The sequence below is a fragment of the Shewanella halotolerans genome (assembly GCF_019457535.1).
Taxonomy (GTDB): Bacteria; Pseudomonadota; Gammaproteobacteria; order Enterobacterales; family Shewanellaceae; genus Shewanella; species Shewanella halotolerans.
This window is the reverse complement of the sequence record NZ_CP080417.1, coordinates 3,140,254-3,167,248: the sequence shown is the minus strand read 5'-3', so window position 1 is coordinate 3,167,248 and position 26,995 is coordinate 3,140,254. Positions and strand designations below refer to the sequence as shown.

The window sequence follows — 26,995 nt, the reverse complement described above, 5'->3', positions numbered from 1 at the left end:
AGTAATTTAAAGGAGAGCTACATGGACGAACCTCAAAATATTATGGAAGAATTACTCAGTCAAAGAAGTGATTTTATTTTTCTTGGTTTAACTGGCCGAACAGGTAGTGGCTGTACAACAACAGCAAATATTCTGTCGAGTAAATCGCCTGGATTTCCAGAAATAAAAGATCTTAGTAATGATGATGCTCAATTTTTTAAGGGAATGGATACTCATCGTTATGAAATTGTAAAGAAATATGCTGATGAAAAATTCCCTAGATTTTACGCGATAAAGGTTAGTGATTTTATTTCTGCTAGCTTTATGCGGACTCCAGAAGATGATTGTGTAAGTTTTTTTGTTTCTATTTTAGATATAGAAAAAGACAAGGCTGAAAATTTTTTTAAAGAATTCAATCTTTCTTCTTGGGCTTCAAGTTTGAAAAGATATAGTGAAGTGATTGATTATATTTTTGATCAAGAATTGAATGATATTCCATGTGTTGATGAGGCTGAGTTTCGTGCATTGCTGTTAAAGTACTCCTCTTTCTCAAAAAAGATCAAAGAGCTGATCGATCAGCATTTTGGAGTAGGTTCATATGTAAAGCTTTATCAGGCCGCAGGTAATTCAATCAGAAGAGCTGGTAATATATCGATAGGGTATGATAGTAAACCATTCAAAATTAGATTTCTTCATTATCTACCAGAAATAATTAATAGAGTGGTAAAGGTTCTTCGCCGGTCACACAAAAAGACTAATAAATCTACGTGTATTGTAATTGATGCTATTAGAAATCAATATGAAGCAAAGTATTTTCAAGATCGATATGCTTCGTTCTACTTAGTTTCAGTTAATGCGCCAAATGAAGATAGAACTAGTTACTTAAGAAAAGTGCATAAATTTACTGATGATGAAATTAAACGTATAGATAGTAAAGAGTCAGGGGATCTAGGAAAAGAGTCTGTGACAAAGTGTGGTGCATGTGGTTCTAAATTTAAAACAGATAAAGATGAAGTCGAAAAGCTATTCACTCAAAACGTGAAAGCATGTTTAGAAATATCTGATATTCATTTGTTCAATCCAAGAAAAGAACCTCAAAATAATAATGTTTTAAAGGCGCAACTGGCTTGGTATATCAGTTTAATGCAACACCCTGGGATTGTTACTCCCACATCTACTGAGCGAGTAATGCAAATTGCCTATTCTGCTAAGTTAAATTCAGGTTGTATATCTAGACAAGTGGGTGCAGCAGTTACTAATTCTGATTTTTCAATAAAATCTATAGGTTGGAATGATGTTGCAGATGGCCAAGTACCTTGTAACTTGAGATCTTTAAATGGATTAAAGGCTAACTTTAATCCTGCTATTTATAGTAAATACGAAAGAACAGATGAAAAATTTAGAACTATTGCGTTACAAAAGCTTAGTGATTTTGAGAGAAGCCTTGCTAAAAGTGAAAATGCATTAAAAGGTTACAATTTATCCTATTGTTTTAAAAGTATTCAAAATGAAGTAGAAGGTGAAAAAAATCAGGTTCATACACGTTCACTGCATGCGGAGGAAAATGCATTTTTACAGTTAGCCAAAAGTGGCAGTATGGGAATCGAAGGCGGTAAATTATTTACTACAGCAAGCCCATGTGAACTTTGTGCTAAAAAGGCATATCAATTAGGGATAAAGGAGATTGTTTATATTGATCCTTATCCAGGTATTGCCCGTGATCATATCATTGCAATAGGCGATCACCCTCCAAAAGTTACCCAATTCATAGGCGCAGTGGGAAATGCTTACCACAGGCTTTACGCGCCTTTAATGCCATATAAAGACGAACTTCAGCTCTTGAAAGGTTAACTAAATTAGAGCTATTTCAAGTGGATGGAGGACTGCTGTGACAGATAAAGAAAAATTCAAAGAGTGGGTACAAACAGAGCTCGATTGGCCTTTCAAAAAGAAAGGTATATCTGCTAATAGCTTTAGAAATTATCAATCAGGGCTCAACAGAATCAGTGATCATCTGGGAAATAGTATTTATGCTATTTCTTCAATTACAGAGTTATGTAGCCTAGTGAAGCTTTATAGTCCTCAAGGCAAAAATGCAGATATAGGTCAATCATATAACGGTGCTGCTATCGCAGGGTTAAAGCTTTGGCTTAACTTTCAATGCGCTATTTTACTCAATCATTTTACCGCTCAACCTCAAATATCGGCTTACGTGCAAGATGAACTTTCACGATATCGACTATGCCAATTGTTTCAAATGTTACATCAAAAAGGATTTGATTGGTTTTGTATAAGAGGTAAGAAAAGTGGACCTATCCGTTGCGGACGAAAATCTGTTGGTAACAATACAGCTTTAGCGGTATTGATTAGACTGGAAACACCAGAGACAACTGGCATCAAGGTCCTTATTTCTTCAACATATCATGAAGGCATATCTAAAAGCGCTAGAGAGTTAACTGATGAATTGTTGGTTGAACTTAATGAAGCTGATTATGTTGCTAGCTTTTTGAGTAGGTTTCCTCTGAAGCATAAAACTCTTCCTAAATGGCCTGATGAATATGTCAATCGAACATGGTTGTTAAGTTGGAACCCTAAACATTTTTCTGATGGTGGAGAGGGTTCTGATTCTTATCAGCTTGATTTAAACCCAGGTGATAAACATAGATGGACCAGTAGTTCAAAACAGCCGCAATTAGGTGATCGTATCTTTTTAATACGCCTAGGCGTTGAACCTAAGGGTATTATTGCATCAGGTGAAATTATCCGCACATCATTTGATGACGAAGATTGGCGCGATAGCTCAAAAAAGCGTAATTACATTGAGTTTGAAGTTGAAGAACATCGACCTGATTTAGCAAGAGGGCTGCTGAGACAGTCTGAATTGATCCGTTTTTTTCCTCAACAACAATGGAGCCCACAGAGCTCTGGCATTGAAATTAATCCATCGATAACTGAAGAACTAGAAAAGCTATGGGTTAGTAACTCAAGTAATTTTCTCATTGAGGAACCAGTCAAAATGAAGTTTGAAAGTCTCCCCACTAATAAAATTTTGTACGGTCCTCCTGGTACCGGTAAAACTTATAATACCATCAATCAAGCGCTTACTATTGTAGAAGCCGATTTTTTACAAAAGGGTTTATCCCGTACTCAATTGAAAGCAAAATTTGATGAATTTGTGTCTTCAGGTCAGATAGTTTTTACAACTTTTCACCAGAGTTTTAGCTATGAAGATTTTGTTGAGGGACTGCGAGCTGAATCTGAAAGTGGTCAATTAAACTACAAGATTGAATCTGGAGTTTTTAAGCAGATTTGTGAACGTGCTAGTGAAGGCGTAACTGAGACTGATGATCCTTTTGATCAAGCATTAACAATTTTTACCGATGCCTTAGCCAGTCACGACGGTTTAATGACATTAAAGACGATTACAGGAAAAGAGTTTGATGTAGAATATGGTGGAGGGAATACATTATTAGTTTATCCCAAAAGCAATCAGTCATTGCAAAATGGCTATTCTGCTAGTCTTGCACTTGTAAGGCAGCTATATCGGACTGGTAGTAAAAAGGGAATTTATAATCCATCGTATGTTGATGGCGTGTTGCGGTATTTAAAAAGCAATTGCGGCCTTCAAGATTATAAATCTCAATCTATTAATTTACCTGTTAAACAGTTTGTCTTGATTATCGATGAAATCAACCGTGGTAATATCTCAAACATCTTTGGCGAACTGATCACGCTAATCGAACCAAGCAAGCGTGCTGGTGGCGCTGAAGCTTTATCAGTGAAGTTGCCTTATTCAAAAGAGTCTTTTTCAGTCCCGTCTAATTTGCATATCATAGGTACGATGAACACTGCTGACAAATCATTAGCTCAAGTTGATATTGCGCTGCGTCGTAGGTTTGAGTTTGTAGAGATGATGCCAAACCATGAGTTGCTTGAAGGTATTGTTATCGACGGCATTGATGTCGCGAAGTTGCTTAAAACGATAAATCAGCGCATCGAGCTGCTATATGACCGTGAGCATACCATTGGTCATAGCTTCTTTTTACCACTAAAAGATGATCCCACCCTTGAGCGTTTGGCTCGTATTTTTGAGCTAGAAATACTGCCGTTGTTAGAAGAATACTTTTTTGAAGACTGGGAGCGTGTTGGGCAAGCACTAGGTGATCATCTCAAATCTGATATCAGCTTGAAGTTTATTGAGGAGAAGTTTACTGACGCTTCAGTATTGGCATTGATGGGTAATGATTGGTCACAAGATGGCATTAGACTTTACCAACGAAACAATGCAGCATTGCTTAACCCTGAAGCATATAAAGGCATTTATGAATCTCAGCAAGGTTAATAATGTCACCGTCAGGGAGTATGCACTATTAACTAATGGTGGTGATAACCACAGCATAGATTGCCATTCAATACCTAAGTCAGCATTCGAGTGGTTATTGGCTAATGGTATTAGCAATGGCGATAGTCAGCGTGAATTAGTTAAAGCTAAGCGATACGGTTCCACAATAGCACTTCAGGTTATAAATTTTGTTGGTGTACTAGAAACCCCTTGTAGAACGCGAATCGAAATTTTACCCAAAACATCAACTGATACTTGTGATCCCGTATCGGCCCGTAAAATCTTGATAAAGATGTTAGCTCTTGTTGAAAAGTTAACATTAGAAGAGTTCCAACAATCTCAACTACAACTATTAAAACAACCTCTTTATGAGTTACTTATTACGCATTTCTTAAAAGCTGTTTCAAAATTGGTGCGCCAAGGTATTAGAAATGAGTATCAACGTATTGAGCGTGAGTCTCCTTATTTAAAGGGACAACTGCAGGTCGCGAAACAATTGAGGCAGCGACCAGGTAGGCAACATTATTTTCATGTAGCTCATGATGTCTATAACGCTAATCGATCAGAAAACCGTCTGCTGAATTCTTCATTGAAGCAAGTGCTGAAGTGGTCTAAATCGACTGCTAATCAACGCCTCGCTCGTGAACTGTTATTCGTATTTAACGATATCGAGTTATCGGCTAACTATGCTTTAGATTTTAGGCTGTGGAAGGAAGATAGAGGACTTGCTCACTATCGTCCTTTAAAACCATGGTGTGAACTGATTTTAAGTTATCAATCACCGGTAGCAATGGTCGGTAAGCATGATGGCTTATCTTTTCTTTTCCCGATGGAACAGCTATTTGAACGCTATGTTGCCAAACAATTACGACGACAACTGCCATCAGCGTTAAAGTTAAAAGAACAGGCATCTAGCCAATGTTTAACTCTTCACAATGGTAGCGATTGGTTCCGGCTAAAGCCTGATTTGGTCGTCTATGATAAATTTCGGGTGATCACCGTGATGGACACAAAATGGAAGTTGCTTGATTCGTCGCTTAATACAGCTAAAGATAAGTACAATCTAAATCAAGCGGATATGTATCAGCTGTATGCTTATGGTGAAAAGTACATAGGTGGGCAAGGTGACCTGTACCTGATTTACCCCAAGCATATTGGTTTTACAGAATCTCTGGCTCATTTTGAGTTTAAACCGGGGTTAAAGCTCCATGTCGTGCCTTTTGACCTTGAGATGGATTATTGTGATATGGCAGCTTTAAGCTCTGCATACAGTTTTCATCACATTGCCAGTTAGGCTATTTTACCGAGTAAAAAAGGATGATTATCCATGGTTGGATTAGGTGATATTGAAGCATTCTTTGCCCTCAAAGAACGATATAAAAAATGGCGCAAGCCTGAGCCCGTAGTTACTAATACTGTCCAGCGTTTCATACGACTTTTTGAAGAGCATGGCGTAGCCCGAGCCCAGATCCCACGTTTTTTTGGCCATAATCTGACCATTCATCAAGTCGAAGATGAGGCTGAACTCCTAAAGATGTTAACCGGTGACTTATTAGAATCTGCGGCTGCATTATTTAATGTCCAACTCGAATGGCTTGAAGGTGCCTCAGATGAACTTTATGAGTTAAATCATTTTTATAAACGTCCTAAGCTATTTGGCGATTGGCTGGATTCTCTATTGTTGTCAACTGATGGGAATAGCGTGGATGGTTTTTTGCTGACAACTCAATATAAAGCTGATGAATATGATGCACTCATTTTAATGAGACAGAGAATTGGTGAGCTGTCAGGAAAGCCTATTTATCGATATCACTTTTGTGAACAATGGGTTTATGGATATTGGAAGTGTCGAGCTGACATTGCAGCGTGTGTCGCGCAAGCCTGGAAGCAAAATTGTTATGTGTCAGGGAGGCATTTGAAGCCCAATGTATTCAGTAAAATTATTGCGCTTAAGCATATACCTGATAGCGAGTTAGAACAGACTGCGATAACAGCCGAAAGGTTTTATGCGGAAGATCTAACTACAAATCCTGAGTCTTACGTAAGTGGTTTATTGGATGGCCAGATTGGTATTGATAGTGCTATTTATAGATGGCTAGAGTATCACGAACAAGGCTTAATGGACTCTGGATTTGGAGATCACAGGCAGGCGTTTAGAGATTTTGTTCGGGTAAATTCAAAAACTTGAGTTGTTGCCAATAGCCCTAACAACATATCCTGAGTTTTCAGGGAAAGGTTTATATGAGGGGCAGTTTACCTGAGTTGTTTCATAGTTATCATTGGCTGAAAGCCCCTTGAAAGCCCCTTGAAAGCCCCTTGAAAGCCCCTTGAAAGCCCCTTGAAAGCCCCTTGAAAGCCCCTTGAAAGCCCCTTGAAAGCCCCTTTGTAGAGGCGATTCAAGCTAACCTTTCCAGTTGTTTGCTTTAATTCCATTGGCGGCTCATGGAGGTTCCAGGCGAGTGTTGTTTTAAAAGGGTCAGATTTCAAATCTGACCCTTGGTAATGCATTAGTGCTTTGGTATTAATTGCGCAGGTGTCGCGAGTCATCCTAATGCGCGCGGGTCACATCTTTTCGTGGCGATACTGATTTGGGATTAGCGGTGATTCGGCTTGAACCATAGTTTTTGGTTTGAGGCGACTTTTTATCTTTGCCACGTGTTTTTGCAAGATAACTTAAGCGATAAATTACCTCGCCAATGGTTTGATGATTATGCCGGTGGCTTAGGTAAAAGCAATTATCTGGTCGCCAGTATGAACCGCTCATGTTTGCCCAGACTTCTTCACACATAGCCGAAACGGTTGAAGGGAAGTTGACGCACTTGCCGTCGATAAATAGTACACAATGGTAATGCTGTGCTTTAGCGCTATCTTGTTCTCGAGTCCAAAAATAACCCAGTCGCTGAAGCTTATACTTTGTCATTAATCGACGATTGAGTCGCCTGAAAAACCGAGTGATGCGCTGGTTGCTGTCGGTAAAGCTGGATTGTCTTAAATCAAACCTAAAGACTAGAAGTCGAGCGTGGTAGCTGTGCATATTAAAGAAAAGCTGACAGATTGATCTCAGCATTGGTGTGTAACAGCCAGATGGTGCGCTTTGTATTTTCCAGAACATCCCTTGATACTCATAGTACTTAGACGTTGTTGCATACATAGCAATATCCACTTACAAGAATTTCTAAATAAAAAACCTAATAAGATATTATCAATATCCCCTAAACCCTCAGGCTGCCGAGTGGCGCGAATGCCTATTGAGCCTAAGGGTTACTGTAAACGCGCTTAAAATTAGGGGGGTAAAAAACCTGCAATTTTCATCCAGCGGCATCTAGCGTAAGCTATAGCGCACCAACAATGCCTGTGTGTGCGCTATACGCTTGCCAATCAAAGTCACTAACTTTACCAAATGGCTACATTAGTGACTTACTGGGTTATGCATCTCGTTTTTCTATACGTTGCTGGATCCAATCTTGGATTTCGTGCTCAAGCCAACCAACAGCTCGTTCACCAAGATCTATCGGCTTAGGGAATTGCTTTTTGGCTATGTAGTCATAAATTGTTGAACGCGCTAAGCCCGTTAACTGAATGACATCTCTCAATCTTAATACTTTCATGGTCTTCTCCGTATGTTAGCAATTTTGCTTGGACGGATGAAGAATACGATGGACATATCGCTGATTTCTGACGGTATTTATTTAGTTTCTGAAACTAAATTTAGTTTCAGATTTTTAATGCTTTACCTATTAACTTTTCGATGGTCGCTCGACTTAGAGGGGGTTCAGCAGTGTTAGGCCACTTTAGTTGAGCTTTTTCGTCTATGGTTTGTGCCCATTTTGCCGCAGATTCACATTGGTCAGGAAACTTCTTGATTACGTAGAGTGCGAATTCGAGTACCTCTTCTCGAACTTTATTATTTCGTAGTGCATTGCCATGAGGTTTATGTGAAAGCCCATTATCATCCGTCACACCATTCTTTCCTTGGGGCATGATAAGTTTGGCATAGTTGGGGTTGTCATTTTGTCTAAAAAAAGCTGCGAGGCTTTGTTTTGATGCCTGTGCATCTGAGACCCCCAAGGTCGGTGGTAAGCTTATCTTAATTATGCTGTTTTCAGCACAATTTATGGCAATTTCATATTCTTCAATTAAACATTCATATAGTTCCTGTGCCGTTTTATAATCCGGATCGTTTCTTAATATTGAGTCGAAGTCTCTATCCAATATTAATTCAACTGCCTGAAGGGCTGTAAGCGTTGTTTTAAGTTGATATCTAGCCATGAAATCCCTCTTTAATTGGCAATTAATCGCAAGTTTGTGTTGTTTTGAGCAAGGCTTAAATTACCTTGCGCAGCTTGAGTGATATGCTCACTCCACCAAGCCATCATGACTTTTCTTCTTTCCAAATAAACGCTGCGGTTATAAGCACTGCGAACCTGGTTTTTATCTGTGTGCGCTAACGCGGCCTCTATAACATCAGGATCGAAGCCTTGTTCGTTAAGCGTTGTACTCGCAAGGGACCTAAAACCATGAGCGGTAGTGCGACCTTTGAGTTGCATACGAATCAAAGAAGCGTTTGCTGTTTGCTCGCTGTAATGAGTTTTGGGATTACGAGCTGCAGGAAACAGGTACTCGCGGTGTCCACTTATTGGTCTGAGTATTTCAAGTAACGTAATGGTTTCATCGGTTAGTGGGATTTGATGAGCACGTCGCATTTTCATTTTGCTGGCTGGAATAGTCCAAAGTCGATTTTCCTGGTCAATTTCATCCCATCTTGCGCTAGCAGCTTCGTTAGGCCTAGTCATAGTATGAAGTTGCCATTCAAGTAACAGCCTAGTTAACCTTTGAATACTCGCGTTTGCTATGGCTTGCATTAGCTCCGGTAGTTCATGAGGCTGCATCGCCGATAGGTGATTTTTCTTTGGCTGCTTAAATACGGATTTAATACCACTTAATGGGTTCGAGTGGATCAAGCCTGTGTTTACTGCAAATACCATTATCTCATTAAGCCTCTGGCATAAGCGTTTCACTGTATCTAAATGTCCTTTGGCTTCTATCGTCCGAAGGATTGTAATGACTTTCGGTGCAGTAATTTGACTGATGGGTAATTTGCCAAGATCGGAAAAAATATGCAGTTCGAGAGAACTCCAAGTCTTCGCTGCATGTTTTTCAGTTACAGCTTCTTTTTTACACTCCATCCAATCTTTGGCGACATTGATAAGTGTGTGCTCTATGATTGCTGCTTTTTTAGCTATTTGGTCTTCGCGATGAGCTTTTGGATCTATATCTTCAGCTAGCAGTTCTCTGGCTGAAACGGCTTTTTTTCGCGCAAGAGCAAGCGACACTGTGGGATAGGAGCCTAGGCCTAAATTATTACGTTTCTTAGTAAGAGGGTGGGTGTAGTTGAAAAGCCAAAGTTTCGAGCCGTTCGGTTTAATGCGCAATCTTAAACCATGACCATCGAAAAGGTGATATTCCTTATCTCGAGATTTCGCGTTCTTAACTTCTGTGTCACTTAATTGGGTAGTCTGCTTAGCCATATTAGGTACACCATAGAGTGTGTGTACCTTCAGTGTACCCGCCGATGTATCTATTGCAACCGGATATAATCGGACTAAAAAAGTCCTTACTGGAAGGGTGGGTATCGCTAAATGGTTGATTTTACTTTCTTAAAGGCAGAAAAAAAGACGTCCTAGGACGTCTTCGTTTCTGTTATTGGTGGAGGCGGCGGGACTTGAACCCGCGTCCAAAAAGCCTACATCCTCGGCGCTACATGCTTAGTCTTTCTATTGGTTAACCAACAACACTCCGAAAGACAGGATTGTTATTGGCGAGTTCAGTACTGTTTCGCGGTTCACCCCTGAACATGGTTCCCTCGCTATCAAATGTAAAGGTGACCATCTTAATACTCTGCCCATTTGAGAAACGTGAGCAAGATGGCTAGCTAGCCTAAGCTGCTAGAGCGTAGTTATCGTCGTTTGCAACTATAACTGTGCGGCTTTTTACGAGGCCAACCGCCCCTCGGCATGCTCCTAGGGTTTCGTGAATCTTGTCGAATCCAGAATCGCCCCCAGTACAAGGTCGATTGTAACCCGCGTCGTCCTCGATTACCAAGGATTAATCATAGGGGTTACTATCGTTTGTTCGTTATCCGTACGTTTTATGCCAGACAAGTCGCTGAATCACAGCGATTATTATCGTGCAGCATGTTTCATGGTACGAGATTTTTCAATCTTCCATTCGCGCTCTTTGGTATCGTCGCGCTTATCGTGCTCTTTCTTACCCTTACCCAGGCCGATTTCGAGCTTCACCCAGGCGTTTTTGCGCCAATACATGGAGATAGGCACGATAGAGTAACCTTGACGCTCTACCAGGCCCTGCAGCTTATCCAGCTCTCTGCGGTTGAGCAGCAGCTTACGATCGCGCATGGGGTCACAAACCACGTGAGTCGATGCGGTATTGAGCGGTGTGATGGTGCATCCAAACAGGTAGGCCTCACCGTCTCTGAGGAATACATAGCTCTCAGACAGGTTTACCTTTCCGACTCGGATCGATTTCACTTCCCATCCCATCAGGGATAAGCCGGCTTCAAATTTCTCTTCAAATTTATAGTCGAAGTTTGCGCGTTTGTTGCGTGCAATCGTCGCCGGTGGGTTCTTTGATTTTTTTGCGTTTTTCTTAGCCATAGGAGGGCTATTATACGCGCGGTAAACCAATTTGGAATTGGCTCGCGCGATTATTTGTTTAATTTGCCTGCGTAAATGGGTCGAGGTGGTGTTTTTTTGAGCTTGGCATGAGTGCTGGGTGAGGTGACCGGTGTTGCCTAGCATGTTAAAATCAATTTTTTGCTTTATGGTGTCAGGCCAAGGTTTCAGGTTAAACAGTCATATGCCCAAGATTTCCCGTAGCGTATTAGTGCGCTTTAGTGCCATGCAGATGTACGAGTTAGTCAACGATGTGGAATCCTATAAGGAGTTTCTGCCGGGTTGTGTTGGCGGTAAGGTACTCGAGTTTGATGGTAAGACCATGTTGGCCTCGGTCGATGTCTCCAAGGCGGGGATCAGCAAGACCTTTACCACACGCAATCAGGTTATTCCTGGTAAGCGAATTGAGCTGGCGCTGGAAAATGGCCCCTTTAAGCATCTGCACGGTCAATGGGAGTTTACCGAGTTGACGGAAGATGCCTGTAAGGTGGATTTCGAGCTTAACTTCGAATTTTCCAGTTCGATAGCGGATCTGGCCTTCGGTAAGGTGTTCAAAGAGCTGATGTCTTCTATGGTGACCGCCTTCACCAGCCGCGCCAAAGTGATTTACAAATAACAGCTTTTTAATCTTCTTAGGATGTAAGATGAGCGATCAAGATAAGTTTGCCGTTGAAGTGATTTATGCACTGCCTACCCAGCAGAAGCGTATCAGCGTCATGGTGTCGCCGGGCACCAGTTGTATCGAGGCGGTAAAGCAGAGCGATATCTGCCGTTTCTTTCCTGAGATCGATCTGGAGAAGGTAAAGCTAGGTATCTTCAGCCGAGCGGTGAAGCATGATGAGGTGCTAGAACCCGGGCAGCGAGTGGAGATCTATCGCCCCTTGATTGCCGATCCCAAAGATGTGCGTCGTCAACGCGCCGAAAAGGCTAAGAGCGAGGGCCGCGCCAACAAGACCACTGGCGCTAAGGTGAGCTAGTTAAGTTTTTGTTTCCTCTGGGAATATTATCGAGAGTTAAGTAAGGCCAGATAAGCCGTCTGGCAGGATAGGCTGCAAGGCGCATTGTAGAGTTAAGAGTTAAGAATAAAGAAAAAACCACTAGATAGTAAAAAGGGTCTTAAGCAATGCTTAGGACCCTTTTTTCGTCTTGATGCCAAGGTGTTTGACTTAGCCTGGCATTAGTTAAAGCGTTTATTCAAACTCTTTAACTTCGTTGAGTTCTTGTGCTTTCTTCTCTTCCACGAGTGGCTTGGTATCTGGACGCTGCTCTGGATTTAGTGGAACCAGGTCACCCTTTGCGGCGCCTAGTTCTGGCAGCGAGCTCTGATCCAGCGGGGTGTTAAAGTCTGCAGCTAGTTCATAGTCGCCATCGACTTTAGAAAGCTTGTCATTGGTAAAGTGCAGCACCAGCTCTTTATGTGTGATGCTGGCGTCACGACCACTCTTGTAGTGATAGACATAGTACCAGGTGTCGTCCGAGAAGCTGTCTCTTAATACGGGACGGCCCAGGATATATTCGACCTGCTCTTTGGTCATCTCGATTCTGAGTTTCTCGACCTGCTGCGTCTCCATGTAGTTGCCTTGTGGCACATCTGGCTTATAGATCAGCCAGTCGAACACGCTACATGCGCTTAATGAAAGAGACAGCGCCGCTGCGCCTAATAGAGTAATACTATGTTTTTTGATGGTCATTGAATGCGCTACTTCCCTAAAAATCTGTCGGCCATGATACCCAAGCATTCCCCATGCTGACAAGCGCTATCGCCGTTTTCTGGATCTAGCCTGCGTATCAGCTTAGGCCTGTGTGTTTGGGGCGCCCAAGGGGAGGGCGAATAGTTCAGACAGGTGTGTTAAGGATTAGTTTCACTAGCCTGAATGAATTTTGTCCAAGTAGCGCGGGAGAATCTCTGAGTCGTGATGAAAATGCCAGACTAATTAATTGTTAGTATTTGTTTTATCCCGAATTGTGGTAAGTTAAATTTTATTTACATCTTGTTTGCAAGCGTTGGTTTGCCCTAGGTGCAAATAGTGACTAATTAGCCGGGTTAGCCGGGAATTTAGCGGTAATATATCGCCTGTGGTAATAATGGATACAGCAAGAATGGATGAATCTAAAAAGCTTGGCAGTTTGGTTTGTGTCGGCACAGGTCTTAACCTGGGCGGTCAAATAACCGTGCTGAGTAAGAGTTATATCGAGCTGGCCGACGTGGTTTTTTCTTTGGTGCCCGATGCCTTTGCCCTCCAGTGGCTTGAGAGCATGAATCATGATGTCCGATCACTGCATCAATACTATGCCCAGGGTGAAGAAGTTAAGAGCCGTCGTGATACCTACCAACAGATGGTCGAGGCGATATTGACCGAGGTTAGGGCGGGTAAGCGGGTCGTGTGCGCCCTGTATGGTCATCCAGGTGTGTTTGCCTGTGTGTCCCATATCGCCATTCGCCGGGCGCGCGAAGAAGGTTTCGAGGCCAAGATGGAGCCGGGGATCTCAGCCGAGGCCTGCTTATGGGCCGACGTGGGGATAGACCCTGGACAATCTGGTCACCAGAGCTTCGAGGCCAGTCAATTCATGTTCTACTGTCATACGCCGGATCCCGCCACCCATCTGCTGCTGTGGCAGATAGCCATCGCCGGAGAGCACACGCTCACCAAGTTTCATACTAACTCGGATTGTTTGCAGGTCTTGGTTGAGCAGCTTAGCGAGTGGTATCCGTTAGACCATGAGGTCATTTTATATGAAGCGCCCAATTTACCGACACAGGCGCCTCGAATTGAACGCTTATTACTCAAGGCGTTACCCCAAGCCAAGTTAACTGCTATTACTACCTTGCTAATTCCACCGGCGGCGCCGCTGAAGGTGAACCATAAGGTTTTGGCAAAACTCGGTATTTCAGAAGCTTTATTGGGTTAAAAAAATGAGACGGAGTTTGATTAAAGCTAGAGTGGTCAAACTTTTGTCTAGCAACTAGTGTTATTACATAACAATGGAGAATGATATGTCTAAGCTAAGCGATTTTTTTCAGAAGTTAGGTTCGGATGCCGCGCTGTTAGAGGCTTACAAGGCTGATCCAGAAGGTGTGATGAAAGCCAATGGCCTAACGGATGAAGAGATCCAGGCGGTGTTGTCGGGTGATAAAGCGCAGCTCGATTCGCTCTCAGGTGACACCAGCGAAGTACAATCCTATTTGATCATCACTAACCCAGATGACAGCAAGTAACTCGTAGAAACTATATGTATTACCTCAGACTATTTTTGGCTTGTGTCTTTTCGATAGCGCTTTGCGGATCTGCCGTTGCGAGCGATGTCGATTATGACGCGGTTATCGATGAGCTAAAGGCATCCTTAATTGCAGAGCCGGCCAAGTCGTCTGAGGTAATTGCCTACCTTAAAGAGAATACCCAGCACTTGAGCCGCGAACAGAGGGCTCGGGTGTTGACCCTGGAGAGTAACAAGGAGATGTATAACGGTGCCTACGAGCGCGCCTTTAACCTACTTACTCAGGCCGAACAGCTGAGCCACTCTCCCGAAACTCAAAATTCCATCTATCTGTATCAGGCCACAGCGCTGATCGCCATGAAGAACTATCAGGGCGCCTTGGATGCAATGGCGAAGAATCTCGACCGTATCGAGCAGATAGATGATGTGACCATTAAGATGACCTCTTATCTGAGGTTGGCCAACCTCTATCTGGATCTCGAAGTCTATGATGAGGTGAAGCGCTATGCCTCGCTGGCCTATGCACTCAGCCGCGACAGATCGCCGAAAGAGCAGTGTTATGCCCAAGTGCTATTGGCGGCAGGGGAGCTAAAGCTCTCTCATTACAATGAGGCTAAGCAGTTATTTGCCGATACCCGCACCTTCTGTAGTGAACATAATATTCCGCTTATTGTTGCCATGGCCGACAAGGGCAAGGGCACTTCACACCTTAAGCTAGGCGAGCTTGAGCAAGCGGAGAAGCTGTTCCTTTCAGCGCTTGCAAAGTACAAGACATTTAAGTTTCAGTTAGAGATTAACGATGTTAATGCCTTGCTGGCCGAAACCTACTTGATGAAGAAAGAGGTTGAAAGCGCCAAGCAATACGCCCAGCAAGTCATAGATGTTGAGGACGAACCAAGCGTGCTCAACGCCAAGAAACGCGCCTATAAGATGATGGCCGATGCCTTGGCTTTAGAGGGAAGCTACCAGGAGGCCTATCGTTATCTGGACGAGTATATGCAGCTTAGTGAGGCCGATATCGATGAGACCAAGGCAAAGGCCTATGCGTATCAGATGGCCAAGTTTGAGAATGCCGAGAAGACCCGTGAAATTAAGATGCTCAACCAGGATAGGGCGCTCTATACGGCGCAGCAAAAGGTGGTTGAGCTGGAGAGATACAACGAGAGTATGGCGCTGATGATCGCCTTTGGTTGTTCTATCTGTCTCATTATTTTTGGTGCAACCATGTTTGTGCAGAAGCGCAAATATAAGCGCATCTCTCAGCGAGATCCTTTGACCGGAGTATTAAACCGAGGCACGGGGCAAGACTTTGCCGAAAATCTCTTCGTCGATGTCTTGGCTCATCGCAGCGTGTTTAGTGTGGTGATGTTCGACTTAGACCACTTCAAGTCGATCAACGATACTTATGGCCATAGCGCCGGTGATTGGGCATTGCGGCGAGTAGTCGATGCGGTGACGCCGAGCCTCAAGAGCAGGGATCTGTTTGTGCGCATGGGCGGTGAAGAGTTTGCGCTCTTCTTGCCGTACACGGATGAGCAGGCGGCCCTCAAGATCGCCAAGCAGTGTCGCCTGGCCATAGAGTCGATTCAGACTAAGCCTCACTATAGTGACCTGAGCATTACCGCCAGTTTCGGTGTCTGTACCAGTGTGGAGGAGGATCTTAGCCTGGATCCACTCATGAAGCGGGTCGATCTCGCCATGTATCAGGCCAAGCGCAATGGCCGTAACTGCGTGGTCATGTACCGCCCGAGCATGGAGTCTACGCCCGACACCCCCATTAATGCGGTGAATGCTTAGCCTTAGCTAACTGGTTTGCCGTTATTTAGTTCAAAATCGTTACCCCTAGGCGAGTCATTGGCTTGCCGACACTTGTCTTTAACTCTGCTAATCCTTCTTGTTTGCGAAAGTCCTTCTTGTCTGCGCTAGCGCTTCTCGTTGATGTTCGCGCTTCTCGTTGGTGTTAGTGACTCTAGTCTATGTTTGCTGTCTAAGCTGTTCTCTTCTAGTGAAGCTTTTGCCTTTATGCATCCTTAGCGATTCCCTCTTGCATCGATGGGAGCCTATCAGGCCTTCCTGCAACAGGTACTCGATGTTTACCGAGTGGTTCACTTCTTCTGGCTAGCTCTTTCGTCTTGCGCTGAGCTTCTAGTTCCATGTTGTCAGTCGTTTACCTCTAGGGCTTGTGCGGTTCGCCTTCAGTATTTTGTTGTTTGAACTTAGGTTTGCTGCCTTTTATTACTATTGATATTAAAGCTGAGCGGCTAGTCACCGTGCGAGTTAGTCATTTTACGCTGATTGCTTAGCGACAGGAGGATAGCGATAGAAGGGGGCGATAGAAGAATAGCGACAGAAGGAGAGCGAGGCTTGTCGAATGGCCGAGTTTGATGCCTTGTCCTGGCTGCATGATAAGCGTCTCTGCTGGGTTAGCTATGCAATTTATTCGGTTTTTTTTTGATTTTTTTTGCAGCAAACCAAAAAAAATCGTGATGTTGATCGACAAACGTTACCGAATTGTGACAAGTCATTTCGCTTTGCTTTTGTGTCGTTTACGTAAACGTCAAATTGAAACGTGCGTTTGATTTTGGGTGTGTCAGAGTTGCGTTCAAGGTATTGAAATTATTGGGCTTTAATGGCCTTACTTGCAAGTAAAGCAAAACGTGCCGCCTTTTTATCTGTCAGGCTTCTAGGCGAAATCTCTGTATCGATAAAATTACTGTACGTAATAAATTTACGTAATAACTTTCAGTGTGTGGGACTTGGTTCATTTGTCAGACAACTTTTAAATTTAGTCATTTCTTGATTTGTTGTTGTTTAAATTAATTTTATAAAAACAACTGCTTAAGTCTGTATTTGCTTTTTGGTCTTACCAATTTTTTGTGATGTAACTCAGCTTTTTTCGCTGATTTTCTCGACGATCGTATTGTTGCAATCCCAACAGTTTGTTAGTAGATTTTGTTCAAAACGTACATTTGTAACCCCTTGCTGGTGTTTCAAGCTGTATGGCCATCATTACAAGGTATGGCGGGCCTTAGGTTAAAGGCTGGAAGAATTGAAATTAACGGTAAGTGAGCGCTTGGGAGATATCGGGATGACTGAACAGGTAATGAATAAACATCAGCTAGAGACGGGATTGTCTATCCTGGGGGCGCCAGTGCCGGGGCAAGAGATAGTGCTTAACGAAGGTGCGCTGAGTTTGCTTGAGGTCTTGTGTGATCAGTTTGCGGCAGAGGTACCTAAGCTACTCGAGATGCGCAGGCAGAAGCAGGAACTGATCGATAAGGGCGCGCTGCCCGATTTCTTACCCGAGACCCGTGCCATCAGAGACGGCGACTGGCAGATCCGCGGTATTCCCCAAGACCTGCAAGACAGACGTGTTGAGATCACAGGGCCTGTGGATCGCAAGATGATCATTAACGCCCTCAATGCCAACGTTAAAGTCTTTATGGCCGACTTCGAAGACTCTCTGGCGCCTAGCTGGATCAAGGTGATTCAAGGCCAAATTAATCTGCGTGATGCCGTGCGCGGCGAGATAGAGTACACGGCGCCCGAGACAGGTAAGCATTATACGCTTGATGAAGATCCTGCCGTGCTTATCGCCCGTGTACGCGGCCTGCACCTTAAAGAGAAGCATGTCGTCTTCAATGGCGAGGCGATCCCTGGGGCACTATTCGATTTCTGCCTCTACTTCTACCACAACTATCGCCAATTGCTGGAGAAAGGCAGCGGACCTTACTTCTATATTCCTAAACTAGAGAGTCATGTCGAGGCGCGCTGGTGGGCCAAGGTGTTTGCCTATGTGGAAGAGCGCTTCTGTCTAACACCGGGCACCATTAAGTGTACCTGTCTTATCGAGACACTACCGGCGGTGTTCGAGATGGAGGAGATCCTCTATGAACTGCGCTCTAACATAGTCGCGCTCAACTGTGGCCGCTGGGACTACATCTTCAGCTACATCAAGACGTTGAAGAAGCATAGCGACCGCATCTTGCCAGACCGTCAGGCGGTCACCATGGATAAGCCGTTCCTGAGCGCCTACTCACGCCTGCTTATCAAGACCTGTCACAAGCGTGGTGCCCTGGCGATGGGGGGCATGGCTGCCTTCATTCCGGCTAAGGATCAGGCGCAGAACGAGGCAGTACTGGTCAAGGTGCGCGGCGATAAGGAGCTTGAGGCGCGTAATGGCCATGACGGCACCTGGGTGGCACATCCGGGTCTGGCCGACACCGCTATGGGGATCTTCAACGAATACATAGGTGAAGATCACGTCAACCAGCTGCATATCACCCGCGATGTTGATGCGCCGATTCTAGCAAGGGATCTCCTGATGCCCTGCGAAGGCGAGCGCACCGAGTCGGGCATGCGCCTCAACATTCGAATTGCGCTGCAATATATCGAGGCCTGGATCCGTGGCAATGGCTGTGTGCCCATCTACGGCTTGATGGAAGATGCCGCCACGGCAGAGATCTCACGTACCTCTATCTGGCAGTGGATCCAGCATGAGCAGAAGCTCTCTAACGGCAAGCTGGTCACCAAGGCGCTGTTCAAGGAGATGCTGGTGGAAGAGCTGGCTAACGTCAAACTCGAGGTGGGACCGGATCGTTTCACCCATGGCAGCTTTACCCAGGCCGCCGTGTTGCTGGAAGAGATCACCACGGCCGACGAGTTGGTGGACTTCCTGACCCTGCCGGGCTACGAGATTTTGACCCAGGGCGATAACGCCTAGCGAGATGATTTTATAAATGAAAGGGTAATACCCAAACCTATTTAGCGCCTTTGAATGTGAGTGGTATTGAGGGAGCTGGATGCTAACACCTGAGATGGAGAAGATTATGACTAAGGCAACTACACAGATTTCACGTCAACAACAGATTGATGCGATTAAGCAAGATTGGGCTGAAAATCCACGTTGGGCAGGCGTTCGTCGCCCTTATTCAGCAGAGGACGTAGTGGCCTTACGCGGTTCGATTGTCCCGGAAAATACCCTGGCAACCCGCGGCGCCGAGAAGCTATGGCAGCTGGTTAATGGTGGCGCTAAGAAAGGTTATGTTAACTCACTGGGCGCCCTGACCGGTGGTCAGGCGGTACAGCAGGCCAAGGCGGGTATCGAGGCCATCTACCTGTCGGGCTGGCAGGTGGCTGCCGATGCTAACCTAGCGGGCACCATGTACCCAGATCAGTCGCTTTATCCAGCAAACTCTGTGCCTGCAGTGGTTCAGCGCATCAACAACTCGTTTCGCCGCGCCGACCAGATCCAGTGGAGCAACCAGATTGACCCACAAGATGAGCGCTACACAGACTACTTCTTGCCTATCGTGGCCGATGCCGAAGCCGGTTTTGGTGGTGTGCTTAACGCCTACGAGCTGATGAAGAACATGATCGATGCCGGCGCGGCGGGTGTGCATTTTGAAGATCAGCTAGCCTCGGTGAAGAAGTGTGGCCACATGGGCGGTAAGGTGTTGGTGCCGACCCAGGAAGCGGTACAGAAGCTGGTTTCGGCGCGTTTGGCTGCCGACGTGAGCGGCGTACCAACTCTGGTTATCGCCCGTACCGATGCGAACGCTGCGGATCTGCTGACCTCTGATTGCGACCCTTATGATCGCGACTTCATCACAGGCGAGCGCACTTCAGAAGGTTTCTACCGTGTGAATGCTGGCATCGACCAGGCTATCTCTCGCGGTCTGGCCTACGCCCCATACGCAGATCTTATCTGGTGTGAGACGGCTAAGCCTGATCTTGAAGAGGCACGCCGCTTTGCCGAGGCTATCCATGCGCAATACCCAGATCAGCTGCTGGCCTATAACTGTTCACCTTCTTTCAACTGGAAGAAGAACCTGGACGATGCCACCATCGCCCGCTTCCAGCAAGAATTGTCGGACATGGGCTACAAGTACCAGTTCATCACCTTAGCCGGTATCCACAACATGTGGTACAACATGTTCGACCTCGCCTATGACTATGCGCGTGGCGAAGGCATGAAGCACTATGTCGAGAAGGTACAGGAAGTCGAATTCGCCGCGGCGAAGAAAGGCTACACCTTCGTGGCGCACCAGCAAGAGGTGGGTACAGGCTACTTCGATAAGGTGACCAATGTGATCCAGGGCGGTGAGTCTTCGGTCACGGCACTGACTGGCTCTACCGAAGAGGAGCAGTTCTAAAGTTTCGACTTGCTGTCCTTTAGCAGCGGTTGTTCCTCGCACTGTGTTCCTACGTGCAGTGCGAGGTTTTTCTTTCCTTTCTACTTGTTTATTTTTGCTTGCTTTGGCGGTCCCTCTTGAGCCGCCTTTTTTATTTTGTGCTTATCAATACGCTCCCGCAGCCGATAAAGAGATGAAATCCTCGCCATGTGAATAGGGTGCAGGTGATAAACGTGATTTGCCACTGGCGGCAGATGTAATTGTTATGTTATAAGTTTTTCTGCCTATAATTCATCAAAGACGGCGCCGGCAAGCGAGCGCTATCCTTATTTCTTTATATAAAAGAGTAGATACGCATTGAACACTGCCATGTCAGGTAAAGGTGCAGAATACTGGACCAAACGCATCAGCGAACAAGAGATGCCGGCACTTAGCTCGACGGTGAAAACCCTAGAGAAACTAGCCAAAGATGATGTTTCCTCCCTGGCGATACTCGGCCGCAGCGTGATGCATGATAATGCGCTGACCTCGCGAATTCTTAAGGTGGCCAACAGCGCCATCTATAACAAGGGGATCTCCCACGTCACCACAGTAAGCCGTGCGGCCGTGGTGCTGGGCTTCGATACCATACGCAACATCTGTATTACCGCCAAACTCCTGAGTAGCCTGCTAGAAAATAAGGGCTTATCTGAGCCCGTGTACCACAGGCTGCTCACCCTGATGGCCAGAGCCTTCCAGGCAGCCATGCTGGCCAAGATGATGCTTAAAGACCATGATGAAGAGCTGCAAGAAGAGGTGTTTATCGCCGCGCTGCTCTATCACCTGGGGGAGAGTGCCTTCTGGAGCATGGGCGGCGAGACCACAGAGCAGCTCGATGCACGCCTCAATCAGGCCGATGAGAAGGAAGCCAATAACGTAGTCAGAGAGGTGTTGGGCACCTCATTTACCCAGCTTTCCATGGGCATAGCCAAAAACTGGGGCCTCGGTGAGGTGCTGGTAAAGTCCCTGTCTAACCCCAATGAGCGCACGCCTGAGATCCGCTCCATCTATCTTGCCAACAAGATCAGCGAGTTGATGGCCAGCGACAGCAAAGATATTGCCGAGCTGAATCATCGAATCAAGCAGGCGGCAGACATGCTGGATCTCGAGGTGGATGAATTTAAGGGGCGGATGATCCAGTGTAGCCACGCCACCAGAAAGCTGGCCGATACCTATGGCGCCAAGGTGCTGGTGGCCTTTTTGCCCGATACTCACCAATTGACGCTGGCGGCGGAGCCCGAAGCCGAGCCCATTAAGGTACGTGAGTTTAATGTTGACCTGCAGCTGAAGAAGCTCAGGGAACTCACAGATTGCGCCATCAACAAGGCGAACTTTAATGAGGTGATCACCATTACCCTGAGCGGTCTGCTCGATGGTATAGGCATGGATCGCTGCGCCGTGATGCTGCTCTCTCCAAACCGAAAACGCCTGCAGCCTCGCGTGGTGTTAGGCGAGAACGGCGATAAGATGAAGAATGAGTTTATCGTCGAGCTTAATCACGATAAGAATGTGTTTGCCGAGAGTGTCGACCTCAAGAAACCGCTGTTTATCGACAACCCTAGCTCGGAAAAGTGGCGTCTCTATACCGACGAAGAACTCAGGCGCCACACCTCTGCCATGGGCTTCATGTTGGCGCCGATCTTGGTGGATAACAAGGTGATTGGCCTGTTATACGCCGACAGACACAGCTCGGATCGCAAGCTGGCTGAAGTGGATTTCGAGCGCTTTACCCACTTCGCGCAGCTGACCAATCTCTGCCTATCTGTCTCTGTGCATTAGCTCTACTCTTCCTTACTCGCGGCGCTAATCTGCGCCGTGATCCGCTTGGCCATGGCGTTGGGGATAGGAAAACTCAGGTGGTATTGCAATATCTTCCAGCCTTGTGGGCTCAGTACCAGAGTGCCTGTGCCGCGGCAGTTGCCGTAGGACTTACTGCTTAAGTGCTCATCGAAGACTATCACGTCGCCGTGTTGCTGGAGCTGTCTGGAAACCAGGGTGTAGTGCCAGCCCTTTGTCGGGCGGGCATAGGCGGAAAATTCCTGCATGTTCCAGTTTTCTGTGGCATCGGTACCGATAAAGTGGGCATCCTCAGTATAGAGGGCGAAGTAGTTGTCCCAATCGGCACTGGCGGCGTAGCCGTGTAGCTTGTCTAAGGTCTGAGTCGCCTCTAGCGGGATCTCGGCCCGGCAAATGCCGCTCAGCAGTAGGGCGCTGGCTGCCAAAAGCCAAGTCAGCATGGGATGTCTGACGGTCATGGTAAAACTCCTTTTTCGTGTCGTTAATGCCAGTTTACCGGATCTAGCTTGAAAAAATGACTCATCTGTTGATAGAGGGCCTGATGCTGCTGGTAAAATTCATGGGGGCGTTCGAAGAAGGTCTCGGTGATCACCGCGAAGAACTCGGCCTCGTTGGTGGCGCCGTAATAGTTAAACAGGCTGGGTTGATGCCACTTGGCGTCTTCGCGCAGCTTCGTGAACTCCTGCGCCATGACGGTAGACCAAGAATGATAGTCGTTGGCATCGGCTAAGATGGGCGCACCATTGGAGTGGCCATCTTCCTGATCCAGCTGGTGGGCAAACTCGTGGATCACTACGTTGTGGCCATCATAGGGCTGGGCTGCGTCTTCCTTGGTGGTATGCCAGGAGAGCACCACCTTGCCAAATTCCCAGGACTCGCCAGAGAGTATGTTTTTGCGCTCCCAGAAGGTGCCATCGCCATTTTGCTGAGTCTGACTGACGATAAACAGGCTAGGGTAGACCAAGATCTGTTTCAGCTTAGGGTAGTAGTCCGTGTCACGATTGAGCAGTAACAGACAAGCCTGGGCGGCGATGGTTACCCGGATCTCATCATCAATCTCTATCCCCTGGCAGCCGACGAACTGCTTCTCGGCAATGAAGATCTGGATGTGACGCTTGAGCTGTAGTTGCAGGTCGCTCGGTAGGGCACGAAAATAGGGCATACGGCGCTTGAGTATGGCGCGCCAACTGGCAGGAAAGGGCCGCTTGGCGATCTGCGCGCGGCGATACCTGACATACCTTGGCTTAAACAGTATGTAACCTATGGCGGCGCAACTGACCAGCGCAAGAATAAAGATGGCTAACATAAAAATCTCCCTATGATATAGCAAGATATGGTGTTGCTTGCTGCAAATTCAATCTTAGGGCCAGAAAAAAGCGTGGAGAAAAAAGGTGTGGAGAAAAAAAGCTGGCAGCCCGTAAGTTCGGAAACTGAAATCTGTCGCTGCCAGAAAGGTTAGGGAGACGGGGCGAAAATGGCGACGCGCTGGGTGATGATGAGCCCAGCGCGTCTGGGGATATAGCTTATCGATTAATGCTATCGCTAACTCAATCGACTAGTTTTAGTCGACTAATTTATTCGACTAATTTAATCGACTATGATGGATTGTTCCTTTTGTTGCCGTTCGCTTTCCGATAACGAGTAATGGTGCTCGATGAGAAAACGGATCAATTTCGACTTAGCCACATCGCAGCCGCTGGCTAGTTCGGCGAGGTGCGCGATGGCAGACTCGCTCAGGGTAAAGGTCGCCTTGCGATAGGGCCCAGTGCCCTTCGGCACCACCTTAGGGGCGGCCTGAGATGCGTGGCGATTTAGAAAATCACCATCGAAGCCCGTCTCTAAGGCGATAACCTCGGCCATCTGCTGCACATTGCTGGGATGCCCGGCGGCATAGTGTGTCGCATCCTCGATGAAATCATCGATCAAGGCATCGAGCGAAATATTCAGCAGCTTACGGTTTTGTCTCGCGGCACTAGACTGCGTAGAGCTTTTCTTGAGATCGGCCAGACCCATAGTTACCCCTTAACTTATCCATCTGTTTTTCGGCGAGACGATTGCGAATTTCTGTAGCACTCGAAGCTTGCAGCATTTCACAGGCGATGCTGCGGATCTCCTCGGCGGCCTTGCCTTTTGGCTGAGTTTCCATGACAGACAGACCCGATTCTTCGCTGTCATCATAAATGTTTCGGCTGTAGGTGATGGCGTCGAGCACGTTGATGTCGTAAGTCTTACACACCTCTTTCGCCTCAAAGATGCGGTTAGCCTGGTTTGGTAGGCTAGGGCATTGAGTGATCACGAAAGATGCGCGCATCTTAGGGTTAATCATCATACAGGTAGCGACGATATCATCCATGTGGCTGACGGTTTTCAAGTCTCTGCGCTTAGGACGCAGTGGCATCAACACATGGGAGGCAACCGACATGGTGGCGCGAAGTGCCAGGTTATCCTGACCGCCACAGTCGACGATGACATAGTCATAGTGTTGCTCTAGACTGAGCAGATCGTTGCGTATCTTGCCGTAGAGCTGTACGCAGTTGATGCTGGCCAGGGTACCATTGTTGTTACGAGCTTGAATCCAGTCAGAGGTGGTCCGCTGGGGATCACAATCGACCATGATGACCGACGCGCCGCATTCTACTGTGAGAAATACCGCTATGTTTTGGGCTAAACAGCTCTTTCCGCTACCGCCTTTTTCACCGCCAACTAAAATGATCATTCTATTTCCTCTCGACTGCCAATGATTGCCGATGTTTGTTGTTAGGTTCCCAAGTGATGTACTGCTGTCTCGCGACCTCACCTGTTTGGGCATGACTCCAATTTAGGTGTTAATTAATTGTTGGTCAACTACATGAAAATTGACGTTTTTTTTGATTATGGCGTTTGTCATTAAGTTGACGTTTTGGCCTATTTGGCAGATATTTGACGCTAAGTGCTTGAGGGATAAAGTCTTGCGAATAATATGTTTTAAAACATGAGGTTACTTTTTAATTGTTGGTTTTATTGCCTGGTTTGTCATGCCTATGCCTTAAAAGTGTAAGACTTTCATCTTACTTATATTTCAAAAGGTTTGTATATTTAATTTTTATATTTCTAAATGTTATATGTGTAATGACTAAAACTTTGAACTCGGTTTGCTTGCCTCTGGGGAAATTTACCTTATGTTTCAAGGCGGCGCGCGGGAAATGAACAAGTGTTACTGCTAGTTATAGCAAGCTCCTTTTTATCCAAGGCACTTTTTACTTAATGTCCCTTGGTTTGGCGCCAGAGGTCACGTAAGCTGGGCCCAGGACACCTTCCGATAGCCATTTAGGATAGTTAAGTTAGGATAGTTAAGATGGATCAACAGGCCTTAATCGAGGCGATTAATCAAAAAATGCCCTTTGGTAAATATGCCGGATTACGCTTACTCGAGCTGCCAGAGCCTTATTTAGTCTGGTTTCACAGTAAAGGCTTTCCTGAGGGCAAGTTGGGGCAGCAGCTGGCGCTCATCTATGAGGTGAAGCTCAATGGCCTCGAAGGCATGCTCAAGCCGTTATTAGTTCCGCGCACTCAAGGATAAAACTCGGGAATGAGAGCTTGATCTAAAACTGATTCATTGAATGCTGTTTTAGGTACGCCGGGTAGAGATTTATGGCAAAGGCCATGTTTTAATGCAGGGGTTAAAGGCAAACACTTAAGGAATGACAATGATAACTAAATTAGTTCGTTTAGCCGCTGCGGCCACCTTAGCCCTGGGGATCTCGAGTGCTTGGGCGGCTGGTGTAGTGCATCAGGGCACAGTGGTCGATACCATGAACGGTGGCGGTTACACCTATGTTCAGATCAAAGAAGCCGACAAGACCTTCTGGGCGGCTGGACCTCAGGCAGAGGTGAAAAAAGGTGACGTAGTTGTCGTTCAAGAGCAGATGTGGATGAATGACTTTACCAGCAAGACGCTTAATCGCACCTTTGACGAACTGCTATTTGTGGGTCGCATCGACAAGAAGTAACTCGGATGGCCATGCGGCCTGATTCAACATAAGAGTCTAAACATAATAGATAGTGCCGCTAACATGTTATCGGCACTATTTTTTTGCCTGATGGGCGACTAATATAAGCTGCAATTTACGACTAGCCAGTTTGCTAAAAGTGGTGGCAAAGGATTGGTAGTGGCCAATGTCACTCAGCCAATGTCATTCGGCCAGTATCTCTTGGCAAAAGCCACTCTGCGAGATTTGATTAGGCGATGATTAAGATAATTCCCTACCGTAAGGGATATAGCACTCAGGTCAGTGAGGTCTATCATCTGGCGGTGCGGGCGATTGACGAGACTCATTACAGTGAGGTGCAAAAGTGCGCCTGGTCCAGGGCACCGCGCTCTGGCTATCACTGGCATAAACGCCTGACCCGCTCACAGGCCTGGTTAGCCGTTGACACAGAAAGCCTAATTAGCGGGTTACCCCGCTGCGTCGGTTTTATCAATGTGGAGACTCACTATGCCTCAAGAGGATATATCGACAGTCTCTATGTGCACCCTGAATATCAGGGGCAGGGGATAGCGCGTCAGCTGCTACGCCAGCTTGTGTCATGGTCGGCGGCGCAGGGGATGCTCGAGCTGAGCGTCGATGCCTCTAGCCTGTCGCGGCCACTGTTTTTGGCCGAGGGGTTTACTCTGCGCCACAAGCGATATCAGGAAAAGGCAGGCCAAATATTTATGGCCTACTATCTGGTGAAGTCTCAGGCCTAGCCCAGCTAAATAGCTCTCCTATTTAGGTCTCCCTACTTAAGTCTGTCTACTTAGTCTCTCTACTTAATCT

General features: G+C 46.1%; 25 protein-coding genes and 1 other RNA gene. 15 read left to right on the top strand and 11 right to left on the bottom strand.

Going from position 1 to position 26,995, the window contains the following annotated elements:
- The first annotated feature begins 21 nt into the window (after window positions 1-21).
- From K0H81_RS13755 to K0H81_RS13740, 4 genes are read left to right on the top strand one after another with little or no spacing between them, the layout of a single operon-like run.
- The gene (locus tag K0H81_RS13755) at window positions 22-1,830 is read left to right on the top strand and encodes an anti-phage dCTP deaminase (RefSeq protein ID WP_220058686.1); all 1,809 of its coding nucleotides are present in this window, start codon (window positions 22-24) and stop codon (window positions 1,828-1,830) included.
- Between the two features lie 37 nt (window positions 1,831-1,867).
- Entirely contained in the window at window positions 1,868-4,321 is a 2,454-nt protein-coding gene (locus K0H81_RS13750; protein ID WP_258406295.1) for an McrB family protein, read from the top strand.
- The gene (locus K0H81_RS13745; protein ID WP_220058685.1) at window positions 4,302-5,615 is read left to right on the top strand and encodes an McrC family protein; all 1,314 of its coding nucleotides are present in this window, start codon (window positions 4,302-4,304) and stop codon (window positions 5,613-5,615) included. Before K0H81_RS13750 ends, K0H81_RS13745 begins: the two co-directional genes overlap by 20 nt.
- Before the next feature lie 33 nt (window positions 5,616-5,648).
- Complete coding sequence (locus tag K0H81_RS13740; RefSeq protein WP_220058684.1) at window positions 5,649-6,509, top strand: hypothetical protein; 861 nt, start codon at window positions 5,649-5,651, stop codon at window positions 6,507-6,509.
- A 360-nt stretch (window positions 6,510-6,869) separates the two neighbouring features.
- Here K0H81_RS13740 and K0H81_RS13735 read toward each other — a convergent pair whose 3' ends face one another.
- The 6 genes from K0H81_RS13735 to smpB all read right to left on the bottom strand — a co-directional run bounded on the left by K0H81_RS13735 (window position 6,870) and on the right by smpB (window position 10,995).
- Complete coding sequence (locus tag K0H81_RS13735; protein WP_220058683.1) at window positions 6,870-7,472, bottom strand: YagK/YfjJ domain-containing protein; 603 nt, start codon at window positions 7,470-7,472, stop codon at window positions 6,870-6,872.
- A gap of 274 nt (window positions 7,473-7,746) precedes the next feature.
- Window positions 7,747-7,929, bottom strand: a complete 183-nt coding sequence (locus K0H81_RS13730) for a helix-turn-helix transcriptional regulator (RefSeq protein WP_220058682.1) — start codon at window positions 7,927-7,929, stop codon at window positions 7,747-7,749.
- Between the two features lie 106 nt (window positions 7,930-8,035).
- Window positions 8,036-8,590, bottom strand: a complete 555-nt coding sequence (locus tag K0H81_RS13725; RefSeq protein ID WP_220058681.1) for a hypothetical protein — start codon at window positions 8,588-8,590, stop codon at window positions 8,036-8,038.
- Between the two features lie 11 nt (window positions 8,591-8,601).
- Window positions 8,602-9,849, bottom strand: a complete 1,248-nt coding sequence (locus K0H81_RS13720) for an integrase domain-containing protein (protein WP_220058680.1) — start codon at window positions 9,847-9,849, stop codon at window positions 8,602-8,604.
- Window positions 9,850-10,025: 176 nt separating this feature from the next.
- Window positions 10,026-10,381: a transfer-messenger RNA gene (ssrA, locus tag K0H81_RS13715) on the bottom strand.
- A 122-nt stretch (window positions 10,382-10,503) separates the two neighbouring features.
- A complete protein-coding gene (gene smpB, locus K0H81_RS13710) occupies window positions 10,504-10,995 on the bottom strand; it encodes an SsrA-binding protein SmpB (protein ID WP_011865070.1) in 492 nt (163 codons plus the stop codon).
- Between the two features lie 202 nt (window positions 10,996-11,197).
- On the opposite strand from smpB, the gene K0H81_RS13705 reads away from it, so the two are divergent.
- Both K0H81_RS13705 and K0H81_RS13700 read left to right on the top strand, forming a co-directional pair.
- Window positions 11,198-11,629 carry an SRPBCC family protein gene (locus K0H81_RS13705; RefSeq protein WP_220058679.1) on the top strand — a complete coding sequence of 144 codons (432 nt, stop codon included), beginning with the start codon at window positions 11,198-11,200 and terminating at the stop codon, window positions 11,627-11,629.
- A 28-nt stretch (window positions 11,630-11,657) separates the two neighbouring features.
- Window positions 11,658-11,990: an RnfH family protein gene (locus K0H81_RS13700; protein WP_220058678.1), complete on the top strand. Its 333-nt coding sequence runs from the start codon at window positions 11,658-11,660 to the stop codon at window positions 11,988-11,990.
- Window positions 11,991-12,203: 213 nt separating this feature from the next.
- On the opposite strand, the gene K0H81_RS13695 is transcribed toward K0H81_RS13700, so the two are convergent.
- On the bottom strand, window positions 12,204-12,704 hold the full coding sequence (locus K0H81_RS13695) for an outer membrane protein assembly factor BamE (protein WP_041406523.1): 501 nt from the start codon (window positions 12,702-12,704) through the stop codon (window positions 12,204-12,206).
- A gap of 409 nt (window positions 12,705-13,113) precedes the next feature.
- Here K0H81_RS13695 and K0H81_RS13690 point away from each other — a divergent pair, with 409 nt between their 5' ends.
- From K0H81_RS13690 to K0H81_RS13665, 6 genes are all read left to right on the top strand, one after another.
- Window positions 13,114-13,923, top strand: coding sequence for an SAM-dependent methyltransferase (locus K0H81_RS13690; protein WP_220058677.1), 810 nt, complete (start codon window positions 13,114-13,116; stop codon window positions 13,921-13,923).
- Window positions 13,924-14,008: 85 nt separating this feature from the next.
- Window positions 14,009-14,230 carry a hypothetical protein gene (locus K0H81_RS13685; protein WP_011865075.1) on the top strand — a complete coding sequence of 74 codons (222 nt, stop codon included), beginning with the start codon at window positions 14,009-14,011 and terminating at the stop codon, window positions 14,228-14,230.
- A gap of 14 nt (window positions 14,231-14,244) precedes the next feature.
- Window positions 14,245-16,026: a tetratricopeptide repeat-containing diguanylate cyclase gene (locus tag K0H81_RS13680; RefSeq protein WP_220058676.1), complete on the top strand. Its 1,782-nt coding sequence runs from the start codon at window positions 14,245-14,247 to the stop codon at window positions 16,024-16,026.
- 1,291 nt (window positions 16,027-17,317) lie between these two features.
- Window positions 17,318-18,952 carry a malate synthase A gene (gene aceB / locus K0H81_RS13675; protein ID WP_220058675.1) on the top strand — a complete coding sequence of 545 codons (1,635 nt, stop codon included), beginning with the start codon at window positions 17,318-17,320 and terminating at the stop codon, window positions 18,950-18,952.
- Between the two features lie 106 nt (window positions 18,953-19,058).
- Complete coding sequence (gene aceA, locus K0H81_RS13670) at window positions 19,059-20,384, top strand: isocitrate lyase (protein ID WP_144203449.1); 1,326 nt, start codon at window positions 19,059-19,061, stop codon at window positions 20,382-20,384.
- Between the two features lie 348 nt (window positions 20,385-20,732).
- Entirely contained in the window at window positions 20,733-22,181 is a 1,449-nt protein-coding gene (locus K0H81_RS13665; protein ID WP_144203451.1) for an HDOD domain-containing protein, read from the top strand.
- A gap of 2 nt (window positions 22,182-22,183) precedes the next feature.
- On the opposite strand, the gene K0H81_RS13660 is transcribed toward K0H81_RS13665, so the two are convergent.
- The 4 genes from K0H81_RS13660 to K0H81_RS13645 all read right to left on the bottom strand — a co-directional run bounded on the left by K0H81_RS13660 (window position 22,184) and on the right by K0H81_RS13645 (window position 24,915).
- Window positions 22,184-22,657, bottom strand: a complete 474-nt coding sequence (locus K0H81_RS13660) for a nuclear transport factor 2 family protein (RefSeq protein WP_220058674.1) — start codon at window positions 22,655-22,657, stop codon at window positions 22,184-22,186.
- Window positions 22,658-22,680: 23 nt separating this feature from the next.
- The gene (locus K0H81_RS13655; RefSeq protein ID WP_220058673.1) at window positions 22,681-23,505 is read right to left on the bottom strand and encodes a M90 family metallopeptidase; all 825 of its coding nucleotides are present in this window, start codon (window positions 23,503-23,505) and stop codon (window positions 22,681-22,683) included.
- Window positions 23,506-23,786: 281 nt separating this feature from the next.
- Window positions 23,787-24,212, bottom strand: a complete 426-nt coding sequence (locus K0H81_RS13650) for a CopG family transcriptional regulator (RefSeq protein ID WP_144203457.1) — start codon at window positions 24,210-24,212, stop codon at window positions 23,787-23,789.
- Window positions 24,172-24,915 carry an AAA family ATPase gene (locus K0H81_RS13645; RefSeq protein ID WP_011865083.1) on the bottom strand — a complete coding sequence of 248 codons (744 nt, stop codon included), beginning with the start codon at window positions 24,913-24,915 and terminating at the stop codon, window positions 24,172-24,174. The genes K0H81_RS13650 and K0H81_RS13645 overlap by 41 nt, the downstream gene beginning before the upstream one ends.
- A gap of 618 nt (window positions 24,916-25,533) precedes the next feature.
- Between K0H81_RS13645 and K0H81_RS13640 the strand changes: the two genes are divergently transcribed.
- The 3 genes from K0H81_RS13640 to K0H81_RS13630 all read left to right on the top strand — a co-directional run bounded on the left by K0H81_RS13640 (window position 25,534) and on the right by K0H81_RS13630 (window position 26,925).
- On the top strand, window positions 25,534-25,758 hold the full coding sequence (locus K0H81_RS13640) for a DUF3820 family protein (protein WP_011865084.1): 225 nt from the start codon (window positions 25,534-25,536) through the stop codon (window positions 25,756-25,758).
- A 127-nt stretch (window positions 25,759-25,885) separates the two neighbouring features.
- Entirely contained in the window at window positions 25,886-26,188 is a 303-nt protein-coding gene (locus K0H81_RS13635) for a hypothetical protein (RefSeq protein ID WP_011865085.1), read from the top strand.
- 236 nt (window positions 26,189-26,424) lie between these two features.
- Complete coding sequence (locus tag K0H81_RS13630) at window positions 26,425-26,925, top strand: GNAT family N-acetyltransferase (protein ID WP_220058672.1); 501 nt, start codon at window positions 26,425-26,427, stop codon at window positions 26,923-26,925.
- Window positions 26,926-26,995: the final 70 nt, after the last annotated feature.

Coding starts and splice junctions, on each gene's coding strand:
- K0H81_RS13755 (WP_220058686.1), top strand. CDS start 22: ATGGACGAACCTCAAAATATTATGGAAGAATTACTCAGTCAAAGAAGT.
- K0H81_RS13745 (WP_220058685.1), top strand. CDS start 4,302: ATGAATCTCAGCAAGGTTAATAATGTCACCGTCAGGGAGTATGCACTA.
- K0H81_RS13740 (WP_220058684.1), top strand. CDS start 5,649: ATGGTTGGATTAGGTGATATTGAAGCATTCTTTGCCCTCAAAGAACGA.
- K0H81_RS13735 (WP_220058683.1), bottom strand. CDS start 7,472: ATGTATGCAACAACGTCTAAGTACTATGAGTATCAAGGGATGTTCTGG.
- K0H81_RS13730 (WP_220058682.1), bottom strand. CDS start 7,929: ATGAAAGTATTAAGATTGAGAGATGTCATTCAGTTAACGGGCTTAGCG.
- K0H81_RS13725 (WP_220058681.1), bottom strand. CDS start 8,590: ATGGCTAGATATCAACTTAAAACAACGCTTACAGCCCTTCAGGCAGTT.
- K0H81_RS13720 (WP_220058680.1), bottom strand. CDS start 9,849: ATGGCTAAGCAGACTACCCAATTAAGTGACACAGAAGTTAAGAACGCG.
- smpB (WP_011865070.1), bottom strand. CDS start 10,995: ATGGCTAAGAAAAACGCAAAAAAATCAAAGAACCCACCGGCGACGATT.
- K0H81_RS13705 (WP_220058679.1), top strand. CDS start 11,198: ATGCCCAAGATTTCCCGTAGCGTATTAGTGCGCTTTAGTGCCATGCAG.
- K0H81_RS13700 (WP_220058678.1), top strand. CDS start 11,658: ATGAGCGATCAAGATAAGTTTGCCGTTGAAGTGATTTATGCACTGCCT.
- K0H81_RS13695 (WP_041406523.1), bottom strand. CDS start 12,704: ATGACCATCAAAAAACATAGTATTACTCTATTAGGCGCAGCGGCGCTG.
- K0H81_RS13690 (WP_220058677.1), top strand. CDS start 13,114: ATGGATGAATCTAAAAAGCTTGGCAGTTTGGTTTGTGTCGGCACAGGT.
- K0H81_RS13685 (WP_011865075.1), top strand. CDS start 14,009: ATGTCTAAGCTAAGCGATTTTTTTCAGAAGTTAGGTTCGGATGCCGCG.
- K0H81_RS13680 (WP_220058676.1), top strand. CDS start 14,245: ATGTATTACCTCAGACTATTTTTGGCTTGTGTCTTTTCGATAGCGCTT.
- aceB (WP_220058675.1), top strand. CDS start 17,318: ATGACTGAACAGGTAATGAATAAACATCAGCTAGAGACGGGATTGTCT.
- aceA (WP_144203449.1), top strand. CDS start 19,059: ATGACTAAGGCAACTACACAGATTTCACGTCAACAACAGATTGATGCG.
- K0H81_RS13665 (WP_144203451.1), top strand. CDS start 20,733: ATGTCAGGTAAAGGTGCAGAATACTGGACCAAACGCATCAGCGAACAA.
- K0H81_RS13660 (WP_220058674.1), bottom strand. CDS start 22,657: ATGACCGTCAGACATCCCATGCTGACTTGGCTTTTGGCAGCCAGCGCC.
- K0H81_RS13655 (WP_220058673.1), bottom strand. CDS start 23,505: ATGTTAGCCATCTTTATTCTTGCGCTGGTCAGTTGCGCCGCCATAGGT.
- K0H81_RS13650 (WP_144203457.1), bottom strand. CDS start 24,212: ATGGGTCTGGCCGATCTCAAGAAAAGCTCTACGCAGTCTAGTGCCGCG.
- K0H81_RS13645 (WP_011865083.1), bottom strand. CDS start 24,915: ATGATCATTTTAGTTGGCGGTGAAAAAGGCGGTAGCGGAAAGAGCTGT.
- K0H81_RS13640 (WP_011865084.1), top strand. CDS start 25,534: ATGGATCAACAGGCCTTAATCGAGGCGATTAATCAAAAAATGCCCTTT.
- K0H81_RS13635 (WP_011865085.1), top strand. CDS start 25,886: ATGATAACTAAATTAGTTCGTTTAGCCGCTGCGGCCACCTTAGCCCTG.
- K0H81_RS13630 (WP_220058672.1), top strand. CDS start 26,425: ATGATTAAGATAATTCCCTACCGTAAGGGATATAGCACTCAGGTCAGT.